Source organism: Myxococcus dinghuensis, assembly GCF_024198235.1.
GTDB classification, from domain to species: Bacteria; Myxococcota; Myxococcia; order Myxococcales; family Myxococcaceae; genus Myxococcus; species Myxococcus dinghuensis.
The window spans coordinates 57,480-79,892 of sequence record NZ_JAKCFB010000022.1; the positions used below are offsets into that span (position 1 = coordinate 57,480).

At 71.4% G+C, this 22,413-nt stretch carries 15 protein-coding genes; 6 read left to right on the plus strand and 9 right to left on the minus strand.

All coding sequences use genetic code 11. The features are described 5' to 3' along the window. The first annotated feature begins 648 nt into the window (after positions 1-648). From LZ198_RS26185 to LZ198_RS43265, 3 genes are all read left to right on the plus strand, one after another. Entirely contained in the window at positions 649-3,372 is a 2,724-nt protein-coding gene (locus tag LZ198_RS26185; protein WP_253974788.1) for a putative Ig domain-containing protein, read from the plus strand. A 90-nt stretch (positions 3,373-3,462) separates the two neighbouring features. Beyond that, the gene (locus tag LZ198_RS26190) at positions 3,463-4,731 is read left to right on the plus strand and encodes a DmpA family aminopeptidase (protein WP_407667464.1); all 1,269 of its coding nucleotides are present in this window, start codon (positions 3,463-3,465) and stop codon (positions 4,729-4,731) included. Positions 4,732-4,893: 162 nt separating this feature from the next. Further along, positions 4,894-6,624, plus strand: coding sequence for a coiled-coil domain-containing protein (locus tag LZ198_RS43265; protein ID WP_267145487.1), 1,731 nt, complete (start codon positions 4,894-4,896; stop codon positions 6,622-6,624). Between the two features lie 9 nt (positions 6,625-6,633). On the opposite strand, the gene LZ198_RS26200 is transcribed toward LZ198_RS43265, so the two are convergent. Together LZ198_RS26200 and LZ198_RS26205 are read right to left on the minus strand one after the other, a co-directional pair. Further along, entirely contained in the window at positions 6,634-8,379 is a 1,746-nt protein-coding gene (locus LZ198_RS26200; protein ID WP_253974867.1) for a DUF885 domain-containing protein, read from the minus strand. A 62-nt stretch (positions 8,380-8,441) separates the two neighbouring features. Then, on the minus strand, positions 8,442-11,393 hold the full coding sequence (locus LZ198_RS26205) for a DEAD/DEAH box helicase (protein WP_253974789.1): 2,952 nt from the start codon (positions 11,391-11,393) through the stop codon (positions 8,442-8,444). A gap of 291 nt (positions 11,394-11,684) precedes the next feature. On the opposite strand from LZ198_RS26205, the gene LZ198_RS26210 reads away from it, so the two are divergent. From LZ198_RS26210 to LZ198_RS26220, 3 genes are all read left to right on the plus strand, one after another. Next, complete coding sequence (locus LZ198_RS26210; RefSeq protein WP_253974790.1) at positions 11,685-12,071, plus strand: hypothetical protein; 387 nt, start codon at positions 11,685-11,687, stop codon at positions 12,069-12,071. Positions 12,072-12,176: 105 nt separating this feature from the next. After that, positions 12,177-13,622 carry an amidase gene (locus LZ198_RS26215; RefSeq protein ID WP_253974791.1) on the plus strand — a complete coding sequence of 482 codons (1,446 nt, stop codon included), beginning with the start codon at positions 12,177-12,179 and terminating at the stop codon, positions 13,620-13,622. A 135-nt stretch (positions 13,623-13,757) separates the two neighbouring features. Further along, positions 13,758-15,005: a hypothetical protein gene (locus tag LZ198_RS26220; RefSeq protein WP_253974792.1), complete on the plus strand. Its 1,248-nt coding sequence runs from the start codon at positions 13,758-13,760 to the stop codon at positions 15,003-15,005. A 12-nt stretch (positions 15,006-15,017) separates the two neighbouring features. On the opposite strand, the gene LZ198_RS26225 is transcribed toward LZ198_RS26220, so the two are convergent. The 7 genes from LZ198_RS26225 to LZ198_RS26255 form a co-directional block, all read right to left on the minus strand. After that, the gene (locus LZ198_RS26225) at positions 15,018-16,022 is read right to left on the minus strand and encodes a hypothetical protein (RefSeq protein WP_253974793.1); all 1,005 of its coding nucleotides are present in this window, start codon (positions 16,020-16,022) and stop codon (positions 15,018-15,020) included. 69 nt (positions 16,023-16,091) lie between these two features. Continuing rightward, a complete protein-coding gene (locus tag LZ198_RS26230; protein ID WP_253974794.1) occupies positions 16,092-16,520 on the minus strand; it encodes an acyl-CoA thioesterase in 429 nt (142 codons plus the stop codon). Positions 16,521-16,538: 18 nt separating this feature from the next. Beyond that, on the minus strand, positions 16,539-17,846 hold the full coding sequence (locus LZ198_RS26235) for a hydroxyacid-oxoacid transhydrogenase (protein WP_253974795.1): 1,308 nt from the start codon (positions 17,844-17,846) through the stop codon (positions 16,539-16,541). Between the two features lie 60 nt (positions 17,847-17,906). Beyond that, positions 17,907-18,887 carry a serine hydrolase gene (locus LZ198_RS26240; protein ID WP_253974796.1) on the minus strand — a complete coding sequence of 327 codons (981 nt, stop codon included), beginning with the start codon at positions 18,885-18,887 and terminating at the stop codon, positions 17,907-17,909. 62 nt (positions 18,888-18,949) lie between these two features. Continuing rightward, positions 18,950-20,815, minus strand: a complete 1,866-nt coding sequence (locus LZ198_RS26245; protein ID WP_253974797.1) for a hypothetical protein — start codon at positions 20,813-20,815, stop codon at positions 18,950-18,952. Between the two features lie 4 nt (positions 20,816-20,819). After that, positions 20,820-21,554: a protein phosphatase 2C domain-containing protein gene (locus tag LZ198_RS26250; RefSeq protein WP_253974798.1), complete on the minus strand. Its 735-nt coding sequence runs from the start codon at positions 21,552-21,554 to the stop codon at positions 20,820-20,822. 9 nt (positions 21,555-21,563) lie between these two features. Then, positions 21,564-22,403, minus strand: a complete 840-nt coding sequence (locus LZ198_RS26255) for a vWA domain-containing protein (protein WP_253974799.1) — start codon at positions 22,401-22,403, stop codon at positions 21,564-21,566. Positions 22,404-22,413: the final 10 nt, after the last annotated feature.

Genomic DNA, 22,413 nt, shown 5'->3' on the forward strand with positions numbered 1-22,413 from the left:
GTCTCGACCGAGGCCCCCCGCGCGGTCGACAACGCGCGCCACGCGGACAACGTCTCCGTGAGCCCTGGAGCGGCCGTCCCGCCCACGGCATCGAGCAAAACCCGCTTCAAGACGGGACGCTCTTCCTCTTCTTCGAGCAGGAGCGCGGTCAGGCCATCCGGGCAACGGAGGAGGCAAACGAGGTGTCCCATGACGTCCCTCCGACCATCGAAGTCCAGCGATGCGACGCCTCGAACATCGAGCCCCGGTCAGCGCCACGCGCTGGCGGATGCGACGAGGGTGTCGAGGTGAATGCGGGAGCCGGCTGTGTCGGCGCATCCCGAGGCCCGTCCAGCGCCAGCAGCCACAAGTCCAGGTCGGGACCCACGCCTTGTAACATCAGTTCCCGGCCAGCCAGTGCCTCCGCGTAGTCAACGAAGCAGGGCACGCCGATGTGGGTCGTCTCGCGGTCCGCCATGGCTCACCTAAGAAGGGGGCGACGAGGAACCCGTCCCGGAACCGGACGCTCCGGCACGACTCGAGGCCGCTGACGCCATGCCCGGCGGTGCCCTGACGCCCCCACCAGCAACATGACCGGGTTCGATGACACCCTCCTGCGGTAGTCTGGCGCTCCCCCCGCGCGCTCCGTTCCCCGACCGGAGTGTCTTCATGATGTCGTCGTCCCGCGCTCTCGCGCCGCTGCTCGTCTTTCTTCTCCTGACCGCCTGCTCGTCCGACCCCGACCCTGTTGCTCCCGACAGTGGCACGCAGGCCGATGCGGGCCGGGACGCAGGAGGAGACTCAGGCTCCGACTCCGGCACCAACCCCGAGCCGGACTCCGGCACGCCGGTCGACGACGCGGGGACGGGCCCTGACGGCGGACAAGAGTCCGACGGGGGCATCACCACCGACTCGGGGACCGAGACCGACGCGGGCGCCGAGACCGACGCCGGATCCGAGACGGATGCCGGTCCGGGGATGCTCCTCGGCATCACCACGCGCACGCTGGAGGACGCCTACGCCGGCCAGACCTACTCCGTCACCCTGGGCGCCACCGGCGGCGTCGCCCCCTTCACCTGGACGGTGACCACCGGGACGCTGCCGGCGGGCCTCGTCCTCGGCGCCGACGGTGTCCTGTCCGGCACGCCCACCACGGCGGGCACGTCGACGTTCACCGTCCGCGCCCAGGACGCCGCCAGCAGCACCGCGACGGCCGAGCTGACCCTCGCCGCCTTCACGATGCCGGCTGTTTCGGAGCTCGCGTTCCCCACGAGGGAAGTCGGCTCGTCGGTCTCGGTCACGGTCGAGGCCACGGGCGGCAAGGCCCCCCTCGCCTTCTCGTCATCGGGGACGCTGCCGTCCGGCGTGACGCTGTCCCCGCAGGGCCTCCTCTCGGGCACGTTGACCCACGCGGGCCGCTTCGACTTCACGGTCACCGCCACGGATGCGCACGGCAAGACGGGCTCGCGCGCCATCACGGCCACCGTCCTCGCCACGTTCTCCATCACCACCACCTCCCTGCCGAGCGGGACGCAGGGCCAGGCGTACCAGGCCACGCTCACGGCCACCGGAGGCACCGCGCCGCTGAGCTGGAGCATCAGCTCGGGCACGCTTCCCGACGGCCTCTCGCTGTCCTCGTCGGAGGGTGTCCTCTCCGGCACACCCTCCGGCCAGGGTCCCTTCCAGTTCATCGTCACCGCGAGGGACGCGGACGGCCGCACGGCGTCGCGCGAGCTGTCCCTGTCGCTGATCGGCGCGCCCAACTCGAACTCGCCGCTCCTGAAGGTGGGCCAGTGGAACCTCACCTACTTCGGCGACGACACTCGCGAGCCCACCTCGGATGCCCTCCAGGTGTCCAACGCGCTCGACGTCATGCTCGCCGAGCGCGCCAACCTGTGGGCCATGGTGGAGATGGTGGACGTCACCGACTTCAACGCCCTCAAGGCCCAGCTGCCGGGCTTCAGCGGCTTCCTCGCCAACGACTCCACCTACGTGACCGGCAGCACCTCGCCCTATGGCGCCACCACGCAGAAGGTCGGCGTGCTCTACGACAGCTCCCTCACCTTCCAGAGCGCGGAGCTGCTGCGCATCGGCGACCTGAGCGACTTCAGCAACCGCCCGCCCCTGCGCGTCGACTTCACCACCGAGGTCCAGGGTGTCGAGACGCCGCTCATCGTCATCGTGGTCCACATGCGCGCGGAGAGCGCGGACCCCACCGGTCCCCGCCTCGCCCGTGAGCGCGCGAGCGCCGCCCTCGAGACGTACCTGACCGACAACCTGCCGACCCAGCACGTCATCATCCTGGGCGACTGGAACGACGACGTCGACGAGTCCATCACCCTCGACCCGACCTCCGGTGCGCCGCTGCCCTCGCCGTACCAGAACTTCGTCTCCGACCCGGACCACTACACCTTCATCACCCGGGAGCTGTCGCTGGCCGGCGAGGACACCTCCATCGGCTTCGAGAACGTGGTCGACCACACCCTCGTCACCAACGAGGTCGCGGCGCGCTATGTCCCCGACTCCGCCAAGGTCATCCACGCGGATGACTGGGTGCCTGACTTCCTGAACACCACGAGCGACCACCGCCCCGTCGTCAGCACCTACGCGCTCTCCTCCGCGACGAGCCCCTTCGTACGCCTCAAGTCCCCCAACGCAGGCACCTACACCGCGGGCAGCGTGCTCCCCATCCAGTGGTACGCCTGGGGCGTCATCAACGTGCGCGTCGAGGCCTCCACCAACGGCGGCACGAGCTGGGAGGTGCTCGCCGCCTCGGTGCCCGCGGTCCAGGGCCGCCATGCGTGGACCCTGCCCGACGTCCAGTCCTCCGCCGTGCGCGTGCGCGTCATCGACGTGGACAATCCCTCCCGCCTGGACGAGAGCGACACCGCCATCACCATCACCCAGGCCGTGGGCCGCGTGTTCATCAACGAGGTGCTCGCCAACGAGCCCGCCGTCAACGGCACGAACAACGTCGCCTACGAGTTCGTGGAGCTCGTCAACACCGGTCCCACCGTCGTGGACATGTCCGGCTGGACGCTGTGGGACGCGACGACGGGCGGCCCCCGCCATGTCTTCCCCTCGAACTTCAAGCTCGCCGCGGGCAAGGCCTTCGTCATCTTCGGAGGCGCCGCCGGCATCCCCGCCGGCCTCACCAACGCGGTCGCCGCCTCCAGCGGGCAGCTCGGCCTCAACAACAGCAACGACTCCGTCCGCCTGCGCAAGGCCGACGGCACGCTCGTGGACGAGTACAACTACACCACCACCGTGGATGACGTGTCCTACAACCGCTCTCCAGATGGGGACCCCACTGGGAGCTGGGAGCTGCACACGACCTTCCCCTGGCAGTCCAACAAGTCTCCTGGGAAGCGCGTGAACAGCACCGACTTCTGACGCCTCGGACCGTGCGCCCCGGGCGGATGCCCCCGGGTGCGCACGGCCGCGCGCCACACGGGTGACGCGAGGCGGAGTAGGAAGCCAGGGATGCGCTCCCATTCCTGGCGTCCCCGTGCGGCGGTGGTGATGTGTCTGTGGGTCCTCCCCGTGGCCTCCCTGGCCCAGACGGCACCCACGAGGCCCCGCTCGAGGGACCTCGGTATCACCTTCGGCGGACAGGCCGGCCCGCTCGACGCCATCACCGACGTGCCCGGCGTGGAGGTGGGCCACACGACGCTCATCTCCGGCGAGGGGCGGCTCGAGACAGGAAAGGGGCCGGTGCGCACCGGCGTCACCGCCGTGCTCCCACGCGGCAAGGCCGCGGTGGCCGAGCCCGTGTTCGCGGCCACCTTCGCGCTCAACGGCAACGGGGAGATGACCGGTACACATTGGCTGGCCGAGTCCGGCGAGCTCAACGGCCCGGTGATGCTCACCAACACCAATGACATCAGCGCCGTCCGCGAGGCCGTCATCCGCTGGGCCATGCCCCGAGGGCTCGCGTGGGACCTGGGCCTGCCCGTGGTCGCGGAGACCTGGGACGGCATGCTGAACGACATCTACGGCTTCCACGTCCAGCCCGGACACGCGCTCCAGGCGCTGGACGGGGCACGCGGCGGCGCGGTGGTCGAGGGCTCCGTGGGCGGAGGCACGGGCATGGTGTGCCACGGCTTCAAGGGCGGCATCGGCACCGCGTCGCGAAGGCTGCCCGCGGCGGCTGGTGGCTACACGCTCGGCGTGCTGGTCCAGTGCAACTACGGCGCTCGTCGCCTCTTCACCGTCGAGGGCGTGCCGGTGGGCGAGCAGCTCGCGGACCAGAAGCCGTGCTACGCCGGTCCCCACAAGCCCTCCAATCCCATGCTGAAGGACCTGCCGGCCTGCGGCGCGACCGGGGCGCGTGACCGACCGAACCCGTTCGAGGGCGCGGGCTCCATCATCGTCATCGTCGCGACCGACGCGCCCCTGCTGCCTCACCAGTTGGGGCGCATCGCGCGGCGCGTCCCGCTGGGCATCTCGAAGATGGGCGGGCTGGGCGAGAACTTCTCGGGCGACATCTTCCTCGCCTTCTCCACCCAGCACGTGAGTCCTCCCGAGGGCGCTCCGGTCGCGAACGTGACCGTGCTCTCCAATGACAGACTCAATCCCTTGTTCGAGGCCACCGTGCAGGCCACCCAGGAGGCCATCCTCAACGCCATGCTCGCGTCGGACACCATGACCGGCGCCGACGGGACACGCGTGTATGGCTTGCCCAGGGAGCGCCTCCTGAGGGCGATGCAGCGACAGGGCCGCGCGCGAAGCGCGTCACCCGCGAGCCCCTGAAACATTTCGACGAGCAGGCCCGAGGGTGTGCCGGAAGGTGCGAGCACGCCCTCCTCCTCGGCACTCCAGGAGACATGCGTCCGAGCGGCTCTGGTGCATACGCAACCCTGCATGGCGCGTTGTGGATGACGCCCCCGCGCGAATCGTGATTAAGGAAATGGGATGCGCTTCTCCTTCTTCGCGACGCCATCGACCCTGAAGAAGCTCTACAGCCCCGACTCGACGAAGGTCCTCCTCGCTGGAGGATTCAACGGATACTGGAACTTCGGGGACATGTTGATGCTCCAGGGCGTGGTGCGGTGGCACCAGGCGCGTCCGGAGAATGAAGTCGTCGCGCCCCTGCACGAGCTGGGCAGGGTGGCCGACACGCAGTACCTCGAGCAGCTCCGGCGGGTGATGGGCGCGGAGGACTTCGTCGTCTACACGGCCGAGTCGGGCCCGGAGGCCGTGCGCAAGGCGGTGGAGCTGGGGTTGGAGCCGGTGGTGCCCCAGCACCTGCGCGGCGCCTCGCGGATGCATGTCTATGGCGGGGGCTACTTCAACCGCTTCTGGGGCGAGAACATGCTCGCGCTCCTCGAGGCGACGCTGCGCGCCTGGCTGCCGGGCCACTACGTCCTGTCCGGGCTCCAGGTCGGCCCGGAGTTCGCCAGCCACTTCGCGGCGCACGCCCAGCAGTGGCAGCCGGCGCTCGTCGGCTGTCGGGACACCGAATCGGTCGCGGCGTTGACCACGTGCGGCCTGGAGGCCCACCTCTCCGGAGACGACGCGCTGGAGGAGCTGACTCGGGCCGCGGAGGAGGACACGCGCAAGGGGCCGCGCGCCGCCCACCCGGGGCGCTTCGCGCTGCACATGAACCTCTCCGGCTACGTCTACGCGCAAGGGGGCGAGGACGGCGAGGCGGAGGCCCCGCCCGCGGTCCAGATGAACGAGCAGCTCCAGACGCTGCGGGCCCACATGGGTGACAGCGCCGTCCCCGTCGTCCTCAACGCCTACATCGACGAGCGCCCCAGCGTGGAGGACAGCGTCGCCACGATGCGCCGGACGTCCTTCCCGGAGCTGTTTCCCCGCGCGGGTGTCATCGACGTGGTGGGACTGCTCCTCCAGGGGCGACTGCCCGAGGCCATCGAGCAGATCCGCCAGTGCGAGCTGCTCGTCGCCTCGTCGTACCATGTCACGCTGCTGGGCAAGGTCGCGGGCGTGCCCACGCACCTGTTCGCCTTCAACGCGTACTACCGACAGAAGAAGGCGGGCCTGGAGGAGCCGGAGCTCTCCCTCCCGTCGTTCCTCACGGAGGACCGGGAGCGCGTCCGGGCGCGCAGCCAGGACTACGTGACGCACCAACTGGCCCTGCGCCACGCGTGGCTGGAGCGGATGGAGGCCTGCCTGCGCCAGCCCGTCCCGGCCGTCAGTTGGGTGACCCGCGCCACGCGGTGGCTCGAGGACACGCGAGGCGAGCTGCGGGAGGTGCAGCGGCTGCGCGGCGAGGAGGCCCGCGCGACCGAGCAGGTGCGCGAGCAGCATCGGACGCTCGCGTCCCGCTACGACCTCCAGGAGACGCGCCTGCGCGAGCTGGAAGCGCAGCGGGACGCGTGGAGGGCGGACCGCGCGGAGCTGGAGGCGCGGCGCGACGAGTGGGAGACGGGCCGCGCGGAGCTCGCGGCGCTGCGCGAACAGCGCGACGTCCTCACGGCCCGGGTCCAGCAATACGAGGCGCTCGAAGAGCAGCTTCGCTCCACGCAGGCGGCGCTGCTCGCCCATCAGGACTCGGAGCGCCCGTTGCGACACCAGTTGGTGGACGACCTCAACGAGCGACTGATGAGGGCCGGGGGCCCCCGCGCCTACGGCGCGCTCAAGCAGCTGGTGCGCGTGGCCGTGGGGCGCAGGAGGCGGTAGGCCCGCCCCTCACTTCCCGACGGCCGTGGTCTTCGTCGCGGACTTCTGGCCGGCGATCCACGCGTCGACCTTCCGCTCCAGCACGTCCAGCGGCAGCGAGCCCCCGAGCAGCACCACGTCGTGGAACTCGCGGACGTCGAAGCGCGCGCCCAGGGCCTCTTCCGCGCGCGTGCGCAGCTCGCGAATCTTGAGCTGGCCGACCTTGTACGCGAGCGCCTGTCCCGGCCACGCGATGTAGCGGTCCACCTCGTTGGTGATGTCCAACTGCTGGCGGGGCGCGTTCTCCATGAAGTAGTCGAGCGCCTGCTGCCGCGTCCACCGCTTGGCGTGCATGCCGGTGTCGACGACCAGCCGCACCGCGCGCCACATGTCGTAGGAGAGCTGGCCGAACTTGTCGTACGGGTCGGAGTAGAGGCCCAGCTCGTCCCCCAGCGTCTCGCAGTAGAGCGCCCAGCCCTCGCCGTACGCGACGTAGTAGCCGTAGCGACGGAAGTCGGGCAGCCCCGTCTGCTCGGTGGCCAGTGAGGTCTGGAAGTGGTGACCGGGCACGGCCTCGTGCAGCGTGAGGGGGATCATCTCCCATCGCGGGCGCGTCTCCGGCCGGTACAGGTTCACCAGGTACGTGCCGGGGCGCGAGCCGTCCGTCGCCGCCGGATAGTAGAAGCCCGTCGTCACGTCGGGCGCCATGTCCGCGGGCGTCGGCTCCACCGCGTAGGGCTGGCGGGGATGCGTCTTGAACAGGCGCACCAGCGTGGGGTCGATGCGCTTGGCGAGCGCCCGGTAGTGCAGGAGCAGGTCGTCCCCGGTGGCGTGGTAGAACCTCGGGTCCGTGCGCAGGAAGTGGAAGAACTCCGCGAGCGTCCCCTGGAAGCCCGTGCGCCGCATGATGGCTTCCATCTCCGTCCGGATGCGCTTCACCTCGGACAGGCCCAGGGCGTGGATCTGCTCCGGCGTCAGGTCCGTCGTGGTGAACTTGCGCGCGAAGAAGGCATACGTCTCCTCGCCTTCCGGCAACTGCCAGATGCCCACCTGCTGGCTCGAGCCGGGGAGGTACTCGGCGGTCAGGAACTGGTGGAACCGCCGCAGCGCGGGCACCACGCCCTTCTGGATGGCGTCGCGCGCCAGCGCGGACAGCCGCTCCTGCTCCGCCGGGGGGATGCTCGCGGGGAAGCGCCGGAAGGGGCTGTAGAAGCCGCTCTTCGCCGGGTCGTCCACGAGCTGCCGCTCCACCTGCGCGGGGACGCGCTGGAGGATGACCTGGGGGTGGACGCGCTTCTCGCGCAGGCCCTCGCGCATCAACGCCGTCACCTGGTCCACGTAGGTCGAGAACCCGCCCAGCCGCACGAGCCAGTCCTCGTAGTCCTTCACCGTCTCGAAGCGCAGCGTGTCCGCGAGCTGGTAGGCCGTCTGGACGCCCGGCGGCTGCTTGATGCCCTCCGGGATTCCCCCCACCTGGTTCGTGGGCAGCAGGTACCACTTGAACGCGTGCTCCTCCACCCACGTCTCGTAGTCGCGGCGGAACAGGTCGAGGTTCAACTGGTCCTCGGCGGACAGCTTCGCCCGGTCGAGCTTCTTCAACCGCTCCAGCACCTGGAGCGAATGCCGGTGGTCCGCCTCGATGGCCCGCGGGCTCAGGTCGTCCCAGCGCCCGTTCCACCGCCGGTCCCCCTGCACCGAGGCATACGTGGGGCTCTGCGCGAGCTGGTACTGCCATTCCTCGGAGATGAGCGTGTGCAGCGCGGTCGTCGCATCCATCTTCTTGGCCTCCGCCTCCAGGGAGAACACCAGGGCGATACCCAGGGTGAGTCGCAGCAGGTTCACGCGAACAGCTCCAGGAGGTCCTCACGGGTGATGGCGGCCGCGCCAGCCGCCTCGCTCAGCGCCGCCTCGACGAGCGCGCGCTTCTTGTCCTGCAGCCCCAGGATGCGCTCCTCCACGGTGCCCTGGGACACCAGGCGGTACACGTTCACCGGCCGCTCCTGGCCGATGCGGTGCGCGCGGTCCGCCGCCTGCGCCTCCACGGCCGGGTTCCACCACGGGTCCACCAGGAACACGTGGTCCGCCGCGGTGAGGTTGAGGCCCGTGCCGCCCGCCTTCAGCGACATGAGCAGCACCGGCGGCCCGTCCTCCGCCTGGAAGCGGGCGGTCACCTCGCCCCGGTTCGACGTGGTGCCGTCCAACCGGTCGAACGTGATGCCCGCCTGCTTCAGCGCGGGCTCGATGAGGTCCAGCAGCGACGTCCACTGCGAGAAGACCAGCGCCTTGTGTCCTTCGGAGACGGCGGTGGAGAGCGCCTCCACCAGCGTCTCCACCTTCGACGACGAGGTGGCCTGCTGACCGGGCACGAGCGCCGGATGGCACGCGGCCTGCCGCAGCCGCAGCAGGGCCTCCAGCGCCTTGAGCACGCTGCCGCCGTCGTTGAGCAGCGCGACGACCTCCGCGCGGGTCGCCGCCATCACCGCGTCGTAGATGGAGCGCTCGCGCTCATCCAGCGTCACGTGCATCACCGACTCGATGCGCGGCGGCAGCTCCGGCGCGACGTCGCGCTTGAGGCGGCGCAACACGAACGGACGGATGCGCTTGCGCAGCTCGGCGGCGCTGGCCGCGTTGCCCTCGGAGATGGGCCGGGCCACCTTCTCCTCGAACTGCCGCCGGCCCCCGAGCAGGCCCGGGTTGGAGAAGTGCATGAGGCTCCACAGCTCCTCCAGCCGGTTCTCAAGCGGCGTGCCGCTGAGCGCCAGGCGGAAGCCGGACTTGAGCGAGAACGCGGCCCGAGCCACCTGGCTCTCCGGGTTCTTGATGGCCTGGGCCTCGTCCAGCACCACCGCGCTCCACTCCCGCGCCCCCAGCACCGCCGCGTCCAGGCGGAGGATGGCGTAGGTGGTGAGCGTCACGTCGGCGGACTCGTCCAGGGCGCGGCCCGGGCCGTGGTAGACGCTCACGCGCAGCGACGGACGGAAGCGCTTGAGCTCCGCGGCCCAGTTGGGCAGCACGCTGGTGGGGCAGACGACGAGCGAGCGCGGCCCCAGCACGCACAGCGTCTGGAGCGTCTTTCCCAGGCCCATGTCGTCCGCGAGGATGCCGCCCAGCCCCGCGCTCTTGAGGAAGCCCAGCCAACCGACACCCTGCTGCTGGTAGTGGCGCAGCGACGCGGTGAGGTCCTCCGGCAGCACCGGCGCGGGCAGCTTCTCGAAGCCCTCCACGAGCGGCGCCAGCCGATCCAACCCCGGAGGCGGCGGCTGCTCCAGTGTCTCGCACAGCGCGGACAACTGCGGCAGCGCGTGGTTGGAGACGCGCCCATCCGCCTGCCGCGCGGCCAGCAGGTCCGCCACCCGCGCGCCGTGCTTCTCCAGCCACGCGCGGGGCAGCGGCGCCCAGCCGCCGCCCACCAGCGGCACCAGGCCCAAGCCCTCCGTCCACGCGCGGACGACCGCCGCCGCGTCCACGGAGCGCGCCTCGCCCTTGCCGCCCTCCACCTGGAACTCGAGCGTGAAGCGCACGTCCGGGATGCCCGCCGCGGTGCTGCCCGCCTCCACGGCGAGGCGGGGCACCAGCCGCACGTCCGGGCTCACCACCGAGGCCCCGTCTCCCGCCAGGTCCCCTCCCCAGCGCCGCAGCTTGTCCGCCCAGCGCACCATCTCCGGCCCCGCCACCGTCACCCGGCGACCGGGCACCAGGTTGAGCTCGTCGCGAAGCTGATGGACCAGCCGCTGCTCCAGCGCCTCGTCGCGCAGGGGCACCGCGCCCTTCAGGTACACCATGCGCCCGTTGTCGATGCGCACCGTCGGCGGCGCGCCGTAGACCAGCGTGGGCAGGACGGACAGGCCCGCGTCGAGCTGGTGCAGCTCTAAGAGGATGCGCGGCTTGAGCTCGCGGTCCACCGGCGGCACGCGCCGCGTGCGCACGTCCACCGGCATGCGCCGCGCCAGCTCCGGCAGGACCTTCGACGTCAGCTCCCCCAGGTTCTCCCCCGAATACGTGCGGACGATGGGGAGGTTCTGGAGCCACGGCCCCGTCATGCCCGTCTCCCCCAGGCGCGCCAGCGCGTCCCCCACCCTCGCCACGCCGGGACTCACGACCTCCGAGACCCGCGAGTCCCGCGTCACCGTCACCACGAACTGGCCGCCGCGCTCCTCGACCACGGCGCGCGGGACGACGACCTCGTCGGGGACCGCCACGGGGCGCCCCTCCAGGAGGACGTTGCGCGCGGACACCAGCACCTTGAGCACGGCGTCGAGCGTCTCCGGCGAGAGCGTCCCCCGCGTGCGCCGCTGCTCGAGGATGCGGTCGGCGAGGATGTCCGCCTGCTCCACCTGGAGCGTCGCGGCCTGCGCGGGCTTCGCGAGCACCGACGCGAGGCTGCCCTCCAACGCCTCCTCCCGACCATCCGCGTGGACCAACGTCCTGCGCAGCGACAGCCCCTCCGGGGTGCGGGTGAAGTGGTACACGAGCCGGGACCACCGGTTCGCCGCCGTCTCCATCGGCGCGTCCTGCCGCTCGGACTGCTGGAGCGAGATGGCCGCCGCCACCACGTGCTCACAGGGGTCCACGCGGCTGGGGCAATCGCATTCCCAGGCCTCGTCGGCCGGGTACAGGGCGACCGTGAAGGGCACCGGACGCCCCGCCGAACGGACGCGCAACTCCAACTCGTCCCCCGACTTCGACTGGAGGGCCACCGCCCCGGCGCGGGCGAGGTTCACTCCGTTGGTCCAGATTCCAGGACGAGCAGCCTTCCGTACGGCTTCGAGCAGTTGAACGGTCGCGGACATGGCGTGGAAGCTCCCTACGCCCCCCAGATGCGTCGCGCAACGCCGATGCGCACCCCTCGCCCCGCTCCCGGACACCCCTCCGCCCGGAGCGTCCAAGAGGCCCCGTGGACTCCCGGCCAGCCGGGCAAGCCCCGGGCCCGGGAACGTCCTCCCACCGACACCCGCCCTGGCGGCGCGCCGGCGCCCGAATCCCTCCCATCCGGCCCCGGGTCCAGGACATTGCAACCGGACTACAGTTGCGCGGCCGGGGCTCCGCGCAATCCCGCGAGGAGCCCGGGCGAAGGAGACCCCATGTCCCTGCTCAGCCGTGCGCTGCCCCTCAGCCTCGCCCTCGCGCTGTCGTTCACCTCCGCCCTCGTCACCGCGGAGCCGTCCTCCGTCGAAGCCACCCAGTCCGAGGAGCGCCTCTCCTCCGCCGAGGCCACGCCGGAGGCCCAGGACGCCGCCAACCTCGCCTGTGTCGCCGTGCGGTGCTCGTCCGAGGCGGAATGCTGGAACGCCTGCCCCACCGCGCAGGATGTTGCCTGTGTCAACAATGGGTGCAAGTACACCCTGCCCGGCGGCGGTGGTGGGGGCGGTGGAGGCCCCACCTGCCCCGCGACGCGATGCATCGACGACTCGGATTGCATCTGCAGCGGGCGGCAGGGCTACTGCGACGTCCGGGTCTGCCGTTACTGATTGTTGACGCGCCCGGGCCCACATCGCCTGGGCCCGGGCGCGGAAGTATCGTCTGCCGCTTGCCACCGGGCCGACCCACGTCGGCCCCTGCTCGATGGGGGTCCCATGCATCTGGACGATTACACGCGGTATGACGCGCTGGGGTTGGCGGAGCTGGTTGGTCGCGGAGAAGTGACGCCCACGGAGTTGCTGAACGCGGCGCTCGCGGCGGTCGCGAAGGTCAACCCGAAGCTCAACGCGGTCATCGACGTCCGCGAGGCGGACGCGAGGAACCTGCTTCAGACGGACTTGCTGAATGGCCCCTTCAAGGGGGTCCCCTTCCTCATCAAGGACCTGGCGCTGCACGCGGCCGGCATCCCCACGGACCTGGGCAGCCGGCTGGCGAAGGGGCTCCTGTTCTCTCACGACACGACGCTGATGGCGCACTACCGGCGCGCCGGCCTCATCCTGATGGGCAGGACGAACACGCCGGAGTTCGGGAACAACGCCAGCACGGAGCCGGTGCTCCACGGCCCCACGCGCAACCCGTGGGACCCGACGCGCAGCCCGGGCGGCTCCAGCGGCGGCACCGCGGCGGCGGTGGCGGCGGGCATCGTCCCCATGGGCCACGGCAACGACGGCGGCGGCTCGCTGCGCATCCCCGCCTCGCACTGTGCCCTGTTCGGGTTGAAGCCGACGCGCGGCCGCATCTCCGTGGGCCCGGACATGGCCGAGGCCATCCAGGGCATCGCCGTGGAGCACGTGCTCTCGCGCTCGGTCCGCGACAGCGCGGCCATGCTCGACGCGTCGCAAGGCCCGGCGGTGGGAGACCCGTACTTCGCGCCGCCCCCGGAGCGCCCCTACCTGGAGGACGTCCAACGCGAGCCGCGGCGCCTGCGCATCGCGCTGAGCCGCACGCCCGGCTCCGGGGCCACGGTCGACAAGGACTGCGTGGCCGCGGTGGAGGACGCGGCGCGGCTGTGCGCGTCCCTGGGTCACGACATCATCGAGGACGCCCCCGTCTACGACGACGCGGCGATGCTGGACGGGCTCGTCTCCGTCTGGTCGTCGTTCATGGCGCTCTGGGCGGAGGGGCTCGGCGGGGCGCTCGGCCGCGAGGCGGGACCGGACACGCTGGAGGCGACCACCTGGGCGGCGGTGCAGCACGGCCGCGCCATGAAGGCGTCGGACCTCCAGCAGGCCTCGGCCACGTTCAACACCGTGTCGCGCGCGGTGGGGGCGTTCTTCAACACCTATGACCTGCTGTTGACCCCCACGACGGGCATCGTGCCGCCCAAGCTGGGCGTGCTCGACGCCAACACGCCCCGCACGGCCGCCGAGTGGTACCGCCACGTCTTCACGCTGAATCCCTTCACGGTGCTCTTCAACGTCACCGGGCAGCCGGCGATGTCCGTCCCGCTCCACTGGAACGCGGAGGGGCTCCCCATCGGGGTCCAGTTCGTCGGCCACTACGCGGACGAGTCCACCCTGTTCCGGCTGGCGGGTCAGCTCGAGCAGGCCCGCCCCTGGTCCGTGCGCCGGCCGCCCATCCACGCGGCGAACGAGGGCTGACGCGCCACCCGAGCGCCCCCGGCGCTCAGGAGGCGACACGCGGCGTGCCCCCCGAGACGAACGGTGGACACGCCGCCCCCGTATCCACGTGAGCGGCGGCCCCTGCCCCGCTATGGTCGCGGGCCTGACGCCGCCATGTGCGCCTTCCGACGTTTCGCCATCGCCTGGAGCCTCATCCTCGTCGGGCTGACCTCGCGGCGGGCCTCCGCGGACGTCCCGCCCCTGACGAGCTCGCGCTACGACATCGACGTGTTCCAGGGGCCGGTCATCGCCCCCGTGCGGGTGTCCGGGCTGGCGGGGGCCTATGCCGCCATCGCGGAGGGCGTGGAGGGAATCGGCGTCAACACGGCCGCGCCCGCCATCCGCTCGCTCTACTCCACCCAGCACGTCGACTACGACCTGGCGCTGGCGTTCACCTTCCCCAGCTCGCTGCGCGACACGGACTTCGACAACAACGGCAAGGTGGGCTTCACCTACAACAACTTCATCTTCACCCAGTTGGGGGGACTGATTCAGTGGGGCCCCTGGGGCGCGGGAGGCCTCGCGTCCCTGCAGACGTATCGCCTGGGCAAGGGCCAGGACCCGGGCGGGCAGCAGCTCCAGGTGAACTTCACCCGCTTCCAGCTCCAGGTCGCCCGCGGCTTCCTCGACGGAGACCTGACGGTGGGCCTCGGCCTGCGGGCGGTCTCCCTGGACATCGACAAGGGCGACGACGTCCTGCAGAACCTCGCCGGCATGATTGGCGCCAACGTCGAGGGCGGCGCCATCTGGACGCCCATGGACCTGCCGCTGCGCGCCGCGCTGTCGCTCAGGGCCCCCGTCAAGGGGAAGCTGAAGCCCAACAGCCCGGCGATCGCCGACGCGGAGGGCAACCTGCTCGTCGCGGGCCTCTACCTGCCCTTCTCCATCACCCTGCCGTGGGAGATCGAAGCGGGGTTCGCCTACCAGTTCGGCGACCGCCCCCTGCAGATTCCCTGGGGACCGGACCGGGCCGAGCGCTACGCGGCCCTGCCCCGGCGCAAGCTGCTGCTGACCGGCTCGGTGCTCATCAGCGGCGCCGTCTCGAACGCCATCGGCTTCGAGTCCTTCCTGTCACAGCGCCTCGAGCGCTCCGGGCGCCGCCTCGTGCTCTCGCCCCGCGTGGGCGCCGAGCTGGAGCCCCTCGAGAACCTGCTCCAGGTGCGGGCGGGCAGCTACCTGGAGCCCAGCCGCTTCGACCGCACCGGCGCGCGCGTGCACGGCACCCTGGGGGCGGAGGTCCGCCTGTTCCGCTGGTCCGTGTTCGGCCTCGCCTCGCCCGACGCCGCCTGGCGGGTCAGCGGCTTCATCGACGTGTCCCGCCTCTACTTCGCGTGGGGCGTCGGCGTCGGCAACTGGCACTGAGGGCCCTGGAGACTAGAAGTCCAGCTCCAGCTTTCCGCCGGTGAGCTTCGCCACGCTCTCGTGCAGCGCCGCGTTCACCTGCTTGCGGTACTCGCTCTGCAGGCTCTGGCGCTTCACGAGGAGGATGTCCTCGGGGAGCTGGAAGGACACCGCGCGCTGACACAGGACCTCCTGCTTGCGCACGTCCACGAGCTTCACCACCGCGGCATAGCGTCCGCCCCTGTAGGTGCTCCCCGTCACCTCCAGCGCCGGCTCGTCGATCTCGTCGAAGGCCACGACGTGGGTGATGCGATGGTACGCCGCGCACGGCCCCAGGTTCGCCCCCTTCCCATCCGTCATCTCGGGGATGCACTGGAAGCCGAGGACGTCTCCGTAGCGCGTGGTGCGCTTCATCCGCGCGGAGCGGTCCTCCGCGAGGAGGTCCGCATCCAGGACCATCACCCCCCACTTCGACACGGTGGGCAGACCCTCGCAGACCTCCTTGTCCGACGGGGGGCGCGTCAACGCCACTCGAACCGCGGCGAACGCGTCGTCGATCCAGGCACGCTTGAGGTGCTCCACCTGCGCCTGGGCCTCCTTCACCGGATCCGGCCCCGTGGGAGCGTCGAACTGGCACTCCAGGAGGTCGTGCGAATAGCCCGCGACCACCCAGCCCTGGGCGCTCTTCGCGAGGCACACCGTCGGGACGTAGCCCCCGTCGGTGAGGGCATCCGCCCATCTGTCGGACACGACCAGCCCCCGGAACGACATGACGCCGGGGCGCGTGGACTCGAGGGCGACGGTCCCGCACCGGGTGGTGAGCACCTTCTCCCGCTTCAGGAAGTACCCCTCGACGACGATGCACGCGTCCTGGGGATTCAGGGACTCCAGCGCCGTCGCCCGGGTGAGCAATGGACCGAGCGCCTCGACCCGCGCGGCGCGCTCCTGAGACACCCGCTGCACGCCCCAGGCGAAGGCCCCCCCCGACAAGAGGGAAAAGACGACCACACCACCCATGATCCATTTCAAGGTGCGCACAGCGCGAGACTCCTCATCGAACGCGAAGGGAAAGCGGCGCCGCGTCGTGGGCGAAGGCCGGCCCGCGCGTCACCGCTGGAGTCGGGAGAGCGCCGCGCGCAACGGCTCGGGGACAGGCGTGGCCTTGCGGGTCGCCCGGTCCACGAAGACATGGACGAAGTGCCCGTGGGCCGCGGCCTCCGCCGCGCCTTCCTTGAAGATGCCGATGCCATAGGTGACCGAGCGCGTTCCCAGCACATCCACCCGCAGCCCCGCGCTCAACCTGTCCGGATAGGCCAGCGGTGCGCGGTAGTTGCACTTCGACTCCACAACCAACCCAATGACAGGAGCAGCATGAATGTCAAGTCCGCCCTCGTGGATGAGGTAGTGGTTCGCGACGGTGTCGAAGTAGCTGTAGTAGGTGACGTTGTTGATGTGGCCGTACACGTCGTTGTCCATCCACCGGGTGGTGATGGGTAGGACGTACGGATAGCGCTCCAGCGTCTCGACCTCGGGCACGGCGGCGACCTCCTCCGGCTACCAGTAGCCCAGCGCCGACTCGAACAGCCAGGAGAGCACCGGGCGGGACATCTCCCGCGGAGCATTCTGTAGCAGGCGCTGCTGCGGGAAGGCACCCTCGGTGAGGGCCGCCACGTCCGCCCCGGTGTACCCCACCCCGCCCAGGCCGTTGGGCATGCCCACCGCGCGCATGAGCTGGATGAGCCGCTGCGCGAGCACCTCGCCCGCGTCCCCCGGCGCCGCGCCGCGAGCGTCCGCGCCCAGCCACGTCGCGGCCTCCAGGTGACGCTCCGGACTCTCCTCCGCGGTGTAGCGGAACACCGCGGGCGCGTTGAGGATGACCGCCATGCCGTGGGGGACGAGGGGCTCCTCGCTCGGGTAGCCGGGCGGGCGGAAGTCCTTCACCAGCCCCGCCACCGCGTAGGCCATGCCATGGGGCGCGTGGACGCCCGCGTTCCCGAAGGCGATACCCGCCAGCGTCGCGGCCCACATGAGCTGCTCGCGCGCCTCGTGGTCGCCGGCATCCGCGACACCGCGCTCCAGGAACGACCCCATCAGCCGCAGCGCCTCGCGGCAGCCCAGGTCGCTCCAGGGGTTCGCCCCCTGGCTCATGGGCCTCAGGTGGGGCCGCGGCGGCGCGGTCCGACGGACGAAGGGCCGCGCGGTGTACGACTCCAGCGCGTGGGACAGCACGTCCAGGCCGCTCGCCGCCACCACCTCTCCCGGCAGGGTCGCGGTGCAGTCGGGGTCCACCAGCGCCTCGGTGGGACGCAGCGCGGGGGACGCGATGCCGGTCTTCGCCCCCATGGAGAGCAGGTCGAAGATGGTGATGCCGGTGACCTCGCTCCCCGTCCCCGACGTGGTGGGACACGCGATGTGCGGCTTGAGCGGCCCAGGTACCGGGCGCCCCTCTCCCACCGGCGCGTTCACGTACGTCAGGAAGTCCGCGGGCCACGTCGCGTAGAGGTTGGCCGCCTTGCAGGTGTCGATGACGGAGCCACCGCCCAGCGAGACGTAGCCGTCCGGGCGGAAGTCGGCCGCGAAGCGCCAGGCATCCAGGAAGGAGCGGTCCGTGGGCTCGACGCGCACGTCCTGGAACACCTCCACCTCCAGCCCGTAGGCGCGCAGCGACTCACGCACCTTCTCGAAGTGCGCCAGTCGCGCCACGCCCGCGTCGGTGAACAGCGCCACGCGCCGCATGCCGAGCGCCCGGGCCCTGTCGCCGACCTCCGCCAGACAGCCCCGGCCGAACGTGACGCGCGACGCGTCCACCGTGAAGGCCGAGTCGAAGCCCTCGCCCACGGCGTGGTAGCGGCAACACTCCATGACAGTCCTCCCGCGTTGCGTTGGGCGACCGGCGTCCACCGGCCGCCACGGCCTTCCGGCTCAACAATCGTAGTCCGGCGGCGTCCCCCCATCCTCGACGCGCACCGGGGTGGGCCCGCCCTGCTCCGCCAGCGACTCCCCGCAGTCCAGCGACGCCGCTCCGGAGAGCGCGCGGTAGAGCACGCAGGACGCGCGCTCGACGAAGAACGCCTGGCGCGGCCAGTCCGGGCCCCGCGCGGCCAGGATGGCCACGGCGTAGCGCCCACCCTCCGGGAGCTGGACGAGGCCCACGTCGTTGAGGACGTTGTAGCGCGTGTCGTCCGAGCAGCACCCCGGCGGCAACCACCCGGCCTTGTGCCGCAACGAGGCGCGGGCCTTCGCCGGCAGCAGCGTCCCCAGCCACCCGCCGCACCCCTCGCGTGGCGTCAGCTCCATCCACCCGAGCAGCCGCGACGTGGGGCCGGGCTTCAGCAGCGCGCCCCCCTCCAGGCGCTGGAGGAACGACACCGCGTCCACGGCGCAGAGGTAGTTGTCGTTGCCCAGGGCCTGGGGCGAGTTCGTGGCGCGGCGGGGCTTGCCGTAGTTCCACTTCGTGAGGGCGGTGTTCTTCACCCCCAGGGAGCGCAGGTAGACGTTGACGGCATCGGGTCCACCCACCAGGTCGATGACCTCGCCGGACGCCTCGTTGTCCGACGTGCGGAACACCTTCTCCGCCAGGGGCGCCACCTTCGCCTCGTCGGCCTTCTTCAGCGCGGCGGCGACCCAGAACACCTTCGCGGCGCTGGCGGAGACATGAGGCACCGCGTCCGAGGCCCCCGCATACTCCCCGGTGCGCAGGTCGCGCACCGCGATGGCCACGTCCGTCCCGGGCGTCAGCCTCGCGGCCTCCACCATCAACGCGTCCACCACCGACTGGAGCGACACCCGGGCCCCCGGGCCTGACGCGGCGGGCGGCCCCGCCAGCGCCGCCCCCGCCACGAGACCGCACACGAGCACCGACCGCGTCACCACCCGCCGTGAGGACTGCCACGTCATCGCCATGGTCCACCCCGCGCGCGAAGCCTACCGCGCCGGGACCGGACCGCGCGCCCTTCCCGACGGCGTCAACCGTTCTCGGGCAGCGCGCGGAGCAGATGGAGGAGGAACGACGGGAAGCCCAGTTGCCCCCGGTCCCCCAACGCCCATCCGGACTCCAGCAGCTCCCGGTGCGCGGACAGGCGCGCGCGCCGCAACGCCAACCACGCCCCGCGCTCGGAGAGGTCCCGCGTCCGGAAGGCGGCGGAGAGCCGCCTGGACTCCTCCATCGCGTTCCGGAACTCCCACGACAAGAGGCCCCGCGCCCGCGCCTGCGCCTCCTCCTGCTCCGACGTGGCCTCCAGCGCCAGACGCAGCTCGTCGAAGCGGTCGGTCAGTCGCTGGACTTCGCGCCCATGGTTCCGCTCCCAGGCCTGCTTGTCGGTCTCGCTCAGCGTGGCCTGGAGCGCGGCGTCCTCCCGCCAGCTTCGCAGGGCGGCCTCCAGGTCCTTGCGCGCGTTGTGCTCCTCGCGGTCGAGCTGGGCCCGGCGCCCCTCCAACAGGTCGATCTCCGTCCGGTCCACGTCGACGCCGCGAAGGCGGAGGTCACGCATCCACCCATGCAGGGCTTGCTGCGCCTCGATGTGCTGGGCGTTCGCGTCGCGCCAGTCCTTCTCGCGCTGGCGGGAGTCGCGCTCGCGCCGTGCGAGCTCGACGCGGGAGTCGTCCAACATCCGCCGCGCCTCCTTGCGGCGCGCCTCCCATCGCAGGACCTGCCGCACCACGGGATGGCGGAGATAGGCCCCCCGGGCACTCCACAACCCGAGCGCCCCGAAGGCACCGACACCCAGCAACCACCCGGCGGAGGCCGCCACGCTCGGAACGAGACCCAACGCGGCCGTGGCGAGGAGGCCGGTGGCCATCTGTTGGTCGCCCGAATGCTCCGGTCCGAACGCGAGCGCCGGCCGGCCGCGAGGCTCCAGCCAGCTTCTCATCACCTCCGCGGGGCCCGACTCCTCGGAGGGAGAGGATTCCGGGCGAGCCTCTCCCCTCCACGACGCGAGCGCCGCGACGTCCAGCGCGGGGACCTCCTCCGCGGGGAGCGCCAGCATCGCCCGGAACCGCGCCACCGCGTCCCGCACCCTCGGGAAGGGTGACGCCTGGAGCGCCTGGAACACGGCGGACCGCTCCGGCGCCTCGTAGTCCTTGCGCTTGAACAGGAGACAGTCGTCGCCTCCCTGCAAGCGCGTCCAGAGCGACGGCTCGTGCGCGAGCGCGACCAGCGAGAGCCACACGCTCCACGCCGGGAAATGGTCGAGCCGACCGTGGAAGGCCCCCGGCGGACGGCGCGGGTGCTGGTAGTGGGCGTGCCCGAACTCGTGGCCCACCGCGCCCTCGAGGGCCGGGACGAACATGCCGTCGTAGTCGACGAGCCGGAGCCCCTCGGGCGTCACGAGGACGTTGCCGTGGTGGAGGTCACCATGCGCGATGCCCGCGGCGCGCAGCGAGGCCAGCAACTCCAACCACTCGACCGCGAGCGCGAAGAGGGCCCCGGGGTGTTCGAGGTTCGCGGCGACGTGGCGCTCCAGGGACTCCCCCTGGACCCAGTCCATCTTGACGGCGGGCCACCAGCGGCCACGCACGAGCACCCCCCGAGCAAGGAACGTGAACCCGACCGTCTCCGGCACCCAGTGCAGGGACAGGTGCCGCTCGAACTCCAGGTAGCGCGACTCCAGGTCCTTCGGGATGGGTCGCGTGAAGCACCGCACCGCGAAGGCCTGCTCGCCGTGCTGGACCTTGTACGTGGTCGCGAAGGCGCCCGCGCGCGGACGAGGCAACCCCGCGAGCGCGCCGGTCCCCGTCTCCACGACTCCCTCCCGCAGCGCCTCGTCCGAGAAGGCCCGCCGCGGATGCTGGAGCGCCAGTTGGTAGTCGCTGTCCGACGGGAACGTCATGCCCTCACGCTCCTACCGTCAACCGCAGCAGCGTGACGTCGTCGTTGCGCAGCCGCCCCGCGCCCCGCAGCTCCTCGACGAAGGCGTCGTGTCGTGCCGCCGCGCCGGGCGGGGGCAACCGGCGCCACGGCTGTCGCCCCGCCTCGTGCTCCAGGAGGAACCAGCACGCGAGCGCATCCGTCATCAAGAGCAGGCTGTCGCCCGGCTGGAGGTTCCCCGTGGCGCTCACCGCCCGCTCCTCCAGGCCCGCGTTGCGCGCCGCGTGCGTGGAGACGAGATAGGGGTTCGTCCCCAGGGCCTCCGAGGTCTCCACGGGGAATGCCCGGAGGAGCACGTCCCCTCGAACGTGGAAGAGACACGAGTCGCCCACGGCCAGGGCGGTCCAGGTGGAGCCCACCACGCTGACGCCGAGCAGCGTCGCGAAGGCCCCCTGGTGCGCCTTCTCCCGCGCATACCAGGGCAGTTCGCGCGCGCCGACGTCCTCGTGCCATGCCCGTCGAAGCCCCGGCAGGACCTCGAGCAAGGCCCGAGCGTCCTGGAGGAGCCCCTGGACATACGCCTGCGCGAGGGAGCGGGCCCACGGACCGGAGAAGAGGCTCTCCGTCGCGCCATCGGCCACCGCGGCATGCAGCGGGGTGCCACCGGAGGGGATGACGCCGGAGCACGCGTGCGCGTCCTCGTTCTCCGAGGGCGCGTTGCCGGCCTTCTGGACCCACAGCACGTCGGATTCGATTCGCACGGTGGGGCGCTAACCGAGGTTGCTGGGGCGCGTTCCGATGTTCAGGAACTTGATGAGCGACACGATGTCCGCGTTGAAGACGAAGCCACGCGCGCCATCGCGAACCGAGTGCCCCTCCTCCCGCGCGGCGACGTGCATCCCCGGCGTCAGGGGACTGGAGAGGCGGAAGAGCAACTGCGCGTGCTCGTCCGGCAGGCCCGCCTCCGTGTCGGGGAACTGGATGGGCGTGGCGGGGTTCGACGAGAGGTGGACGTTGAGCAGGAGCACCTCGCCATCCGCGCTGCGCAATCGCCGCAAGGCGGAAGCCGCGGGGGTCGGATCCCCATCCGTGGGCTGGCCGTCGGAGATGTTCACCACCAGCGGCGGGAAGCCCACGGGGTGCTCGCGCAACCACCCTCCGACCAGCTCCATCGCGTGGCGCAGCACCTCGCACATGGGTGTGGGGCCATTCGCCATGGGCTCGAACCAGATGGGGAAGCGGACCTTCTCCTTGACGAGGCCGCCCATCCCGTCCTCCCGCTCGCGGACCCGCTCCTCCAGCCGCGCCGGGGAATGACCGATCTCACTGATGGGCACCAGCCCCCGTCCCGCCAGGGAGCCGGAGAACGCCGGCCCCACGCGCTCGCCGTAGCCGAGCACCCCGACATGGAAATAGTCCCGGATGCCATCCTCGCGCGCGCAGCGCACCACCAGGTTCTGGAGCAGCCGGTTGGTGACGTCCGCCACCCCTTCCGACTTCTTGCGGCTCCCCGAGACGCCCCCGAACGGATCGTCCATGGAGCCCGACTGGTCGACGAGGAGGAGGATGCTCGCGGGATGATTGCGACTGATTTCCGCCGTATAGGCCATGCGTCCCCTG

What these genes read in the sequence shown, in the direction of transcription:
- LZ198_RS26255 (WP_253974799.1), bottom strand. Translation starts at nt 22,403, where the DNA reads ATGGCCTATACGGCGGAAATCAGTCGCAATCATCCCGCGAGCATCCTC.
- LZ198_RS26235 (WP_253974795.1), bottom strand. Translation starts at nt 17,846, where the DNA reads ATGGAGTGTTGCCGCTACCACGCCGTGGGCGAGGGCTTCGACTCGGCC.
- LZ198_RS26210 (WP_253974790.1), top strand. Translation starts at nt 11,685, where the DNA reads ATGTCCCTGCTCAGCCGTGCGCTGCCCCTCAGCCTCGCCCTCGCGCTG.
- LZ198_RS26245 (WP_253974797.1), bottom strand. Translation starts at nt 20,815, where the DNA reads ATGACGTTCCCGTCGGACAGCGACTACCAACTGGCGCTCCAGCATCCG.
- LZ198_RS26190 (WP_407667464.1), top strand. Translation starts at nt 3,463, where the DNA reads ATGCGCTCCCATTCCTGGCGTCCCCGTGCGGCGGTGGTGATGTGTCTG.
- LZ198_RS26220 (WP_253974792.1), top strand. Translation starts at nt 13,758, where the DNA reads ATGTGCGCCTTCCGACGTTTCGCCATCGCCTGGAGCCTCATCCTCGTC.
- LZ198_RS26215 (WP_253974791.1), top strand. Translation starts at nt 12,177, where the DNA reads ATGCATCTGGACGATTACACGCGGTATGACGCGCTGGGGTTGGCGGAG.
- LZ198_RS26205 (WP_253974789.1), bottom strand. Translation starts at nt 11,393, where the DNA reads ATGTCCGCGACCGTTCAACTGCTCGAAGCCGTACGGAAGGCTGCTCGT.
- LZ198_RS26185 (WP_253974788.1), top strand. Translation starts at nt 649, where the DNA reads ATGATGTCGTCGTCCCGCGCTCTCGCGCCGCTGCTCGTCTTTCTTCTC.
- LZ198_RS26200 (WP_253974867.1), bottom strand. Translation starts at nt 8,379, where the DNA reads ATGGATGCGACGACCGCGCTGCACACGCTCATCTCCGAGGAATGGCAG.
- LZ198_RS43265 (WP_267145487.1), top strand. Translation starts at nt 4,894, where the DNA reads ATGCGCTTCTCCTTCTTCGCGACGCCATCGACCCTGAAGAAGCTCTAC.
- LZ198_RS26240 (WP_253974796.1), bottom strand. Translation starts at nt 18,887, where the DNA reads ATGGCGATGACGTGGCAGTCCTCACGGCGGGTGGTGACGCGGTCGGTG.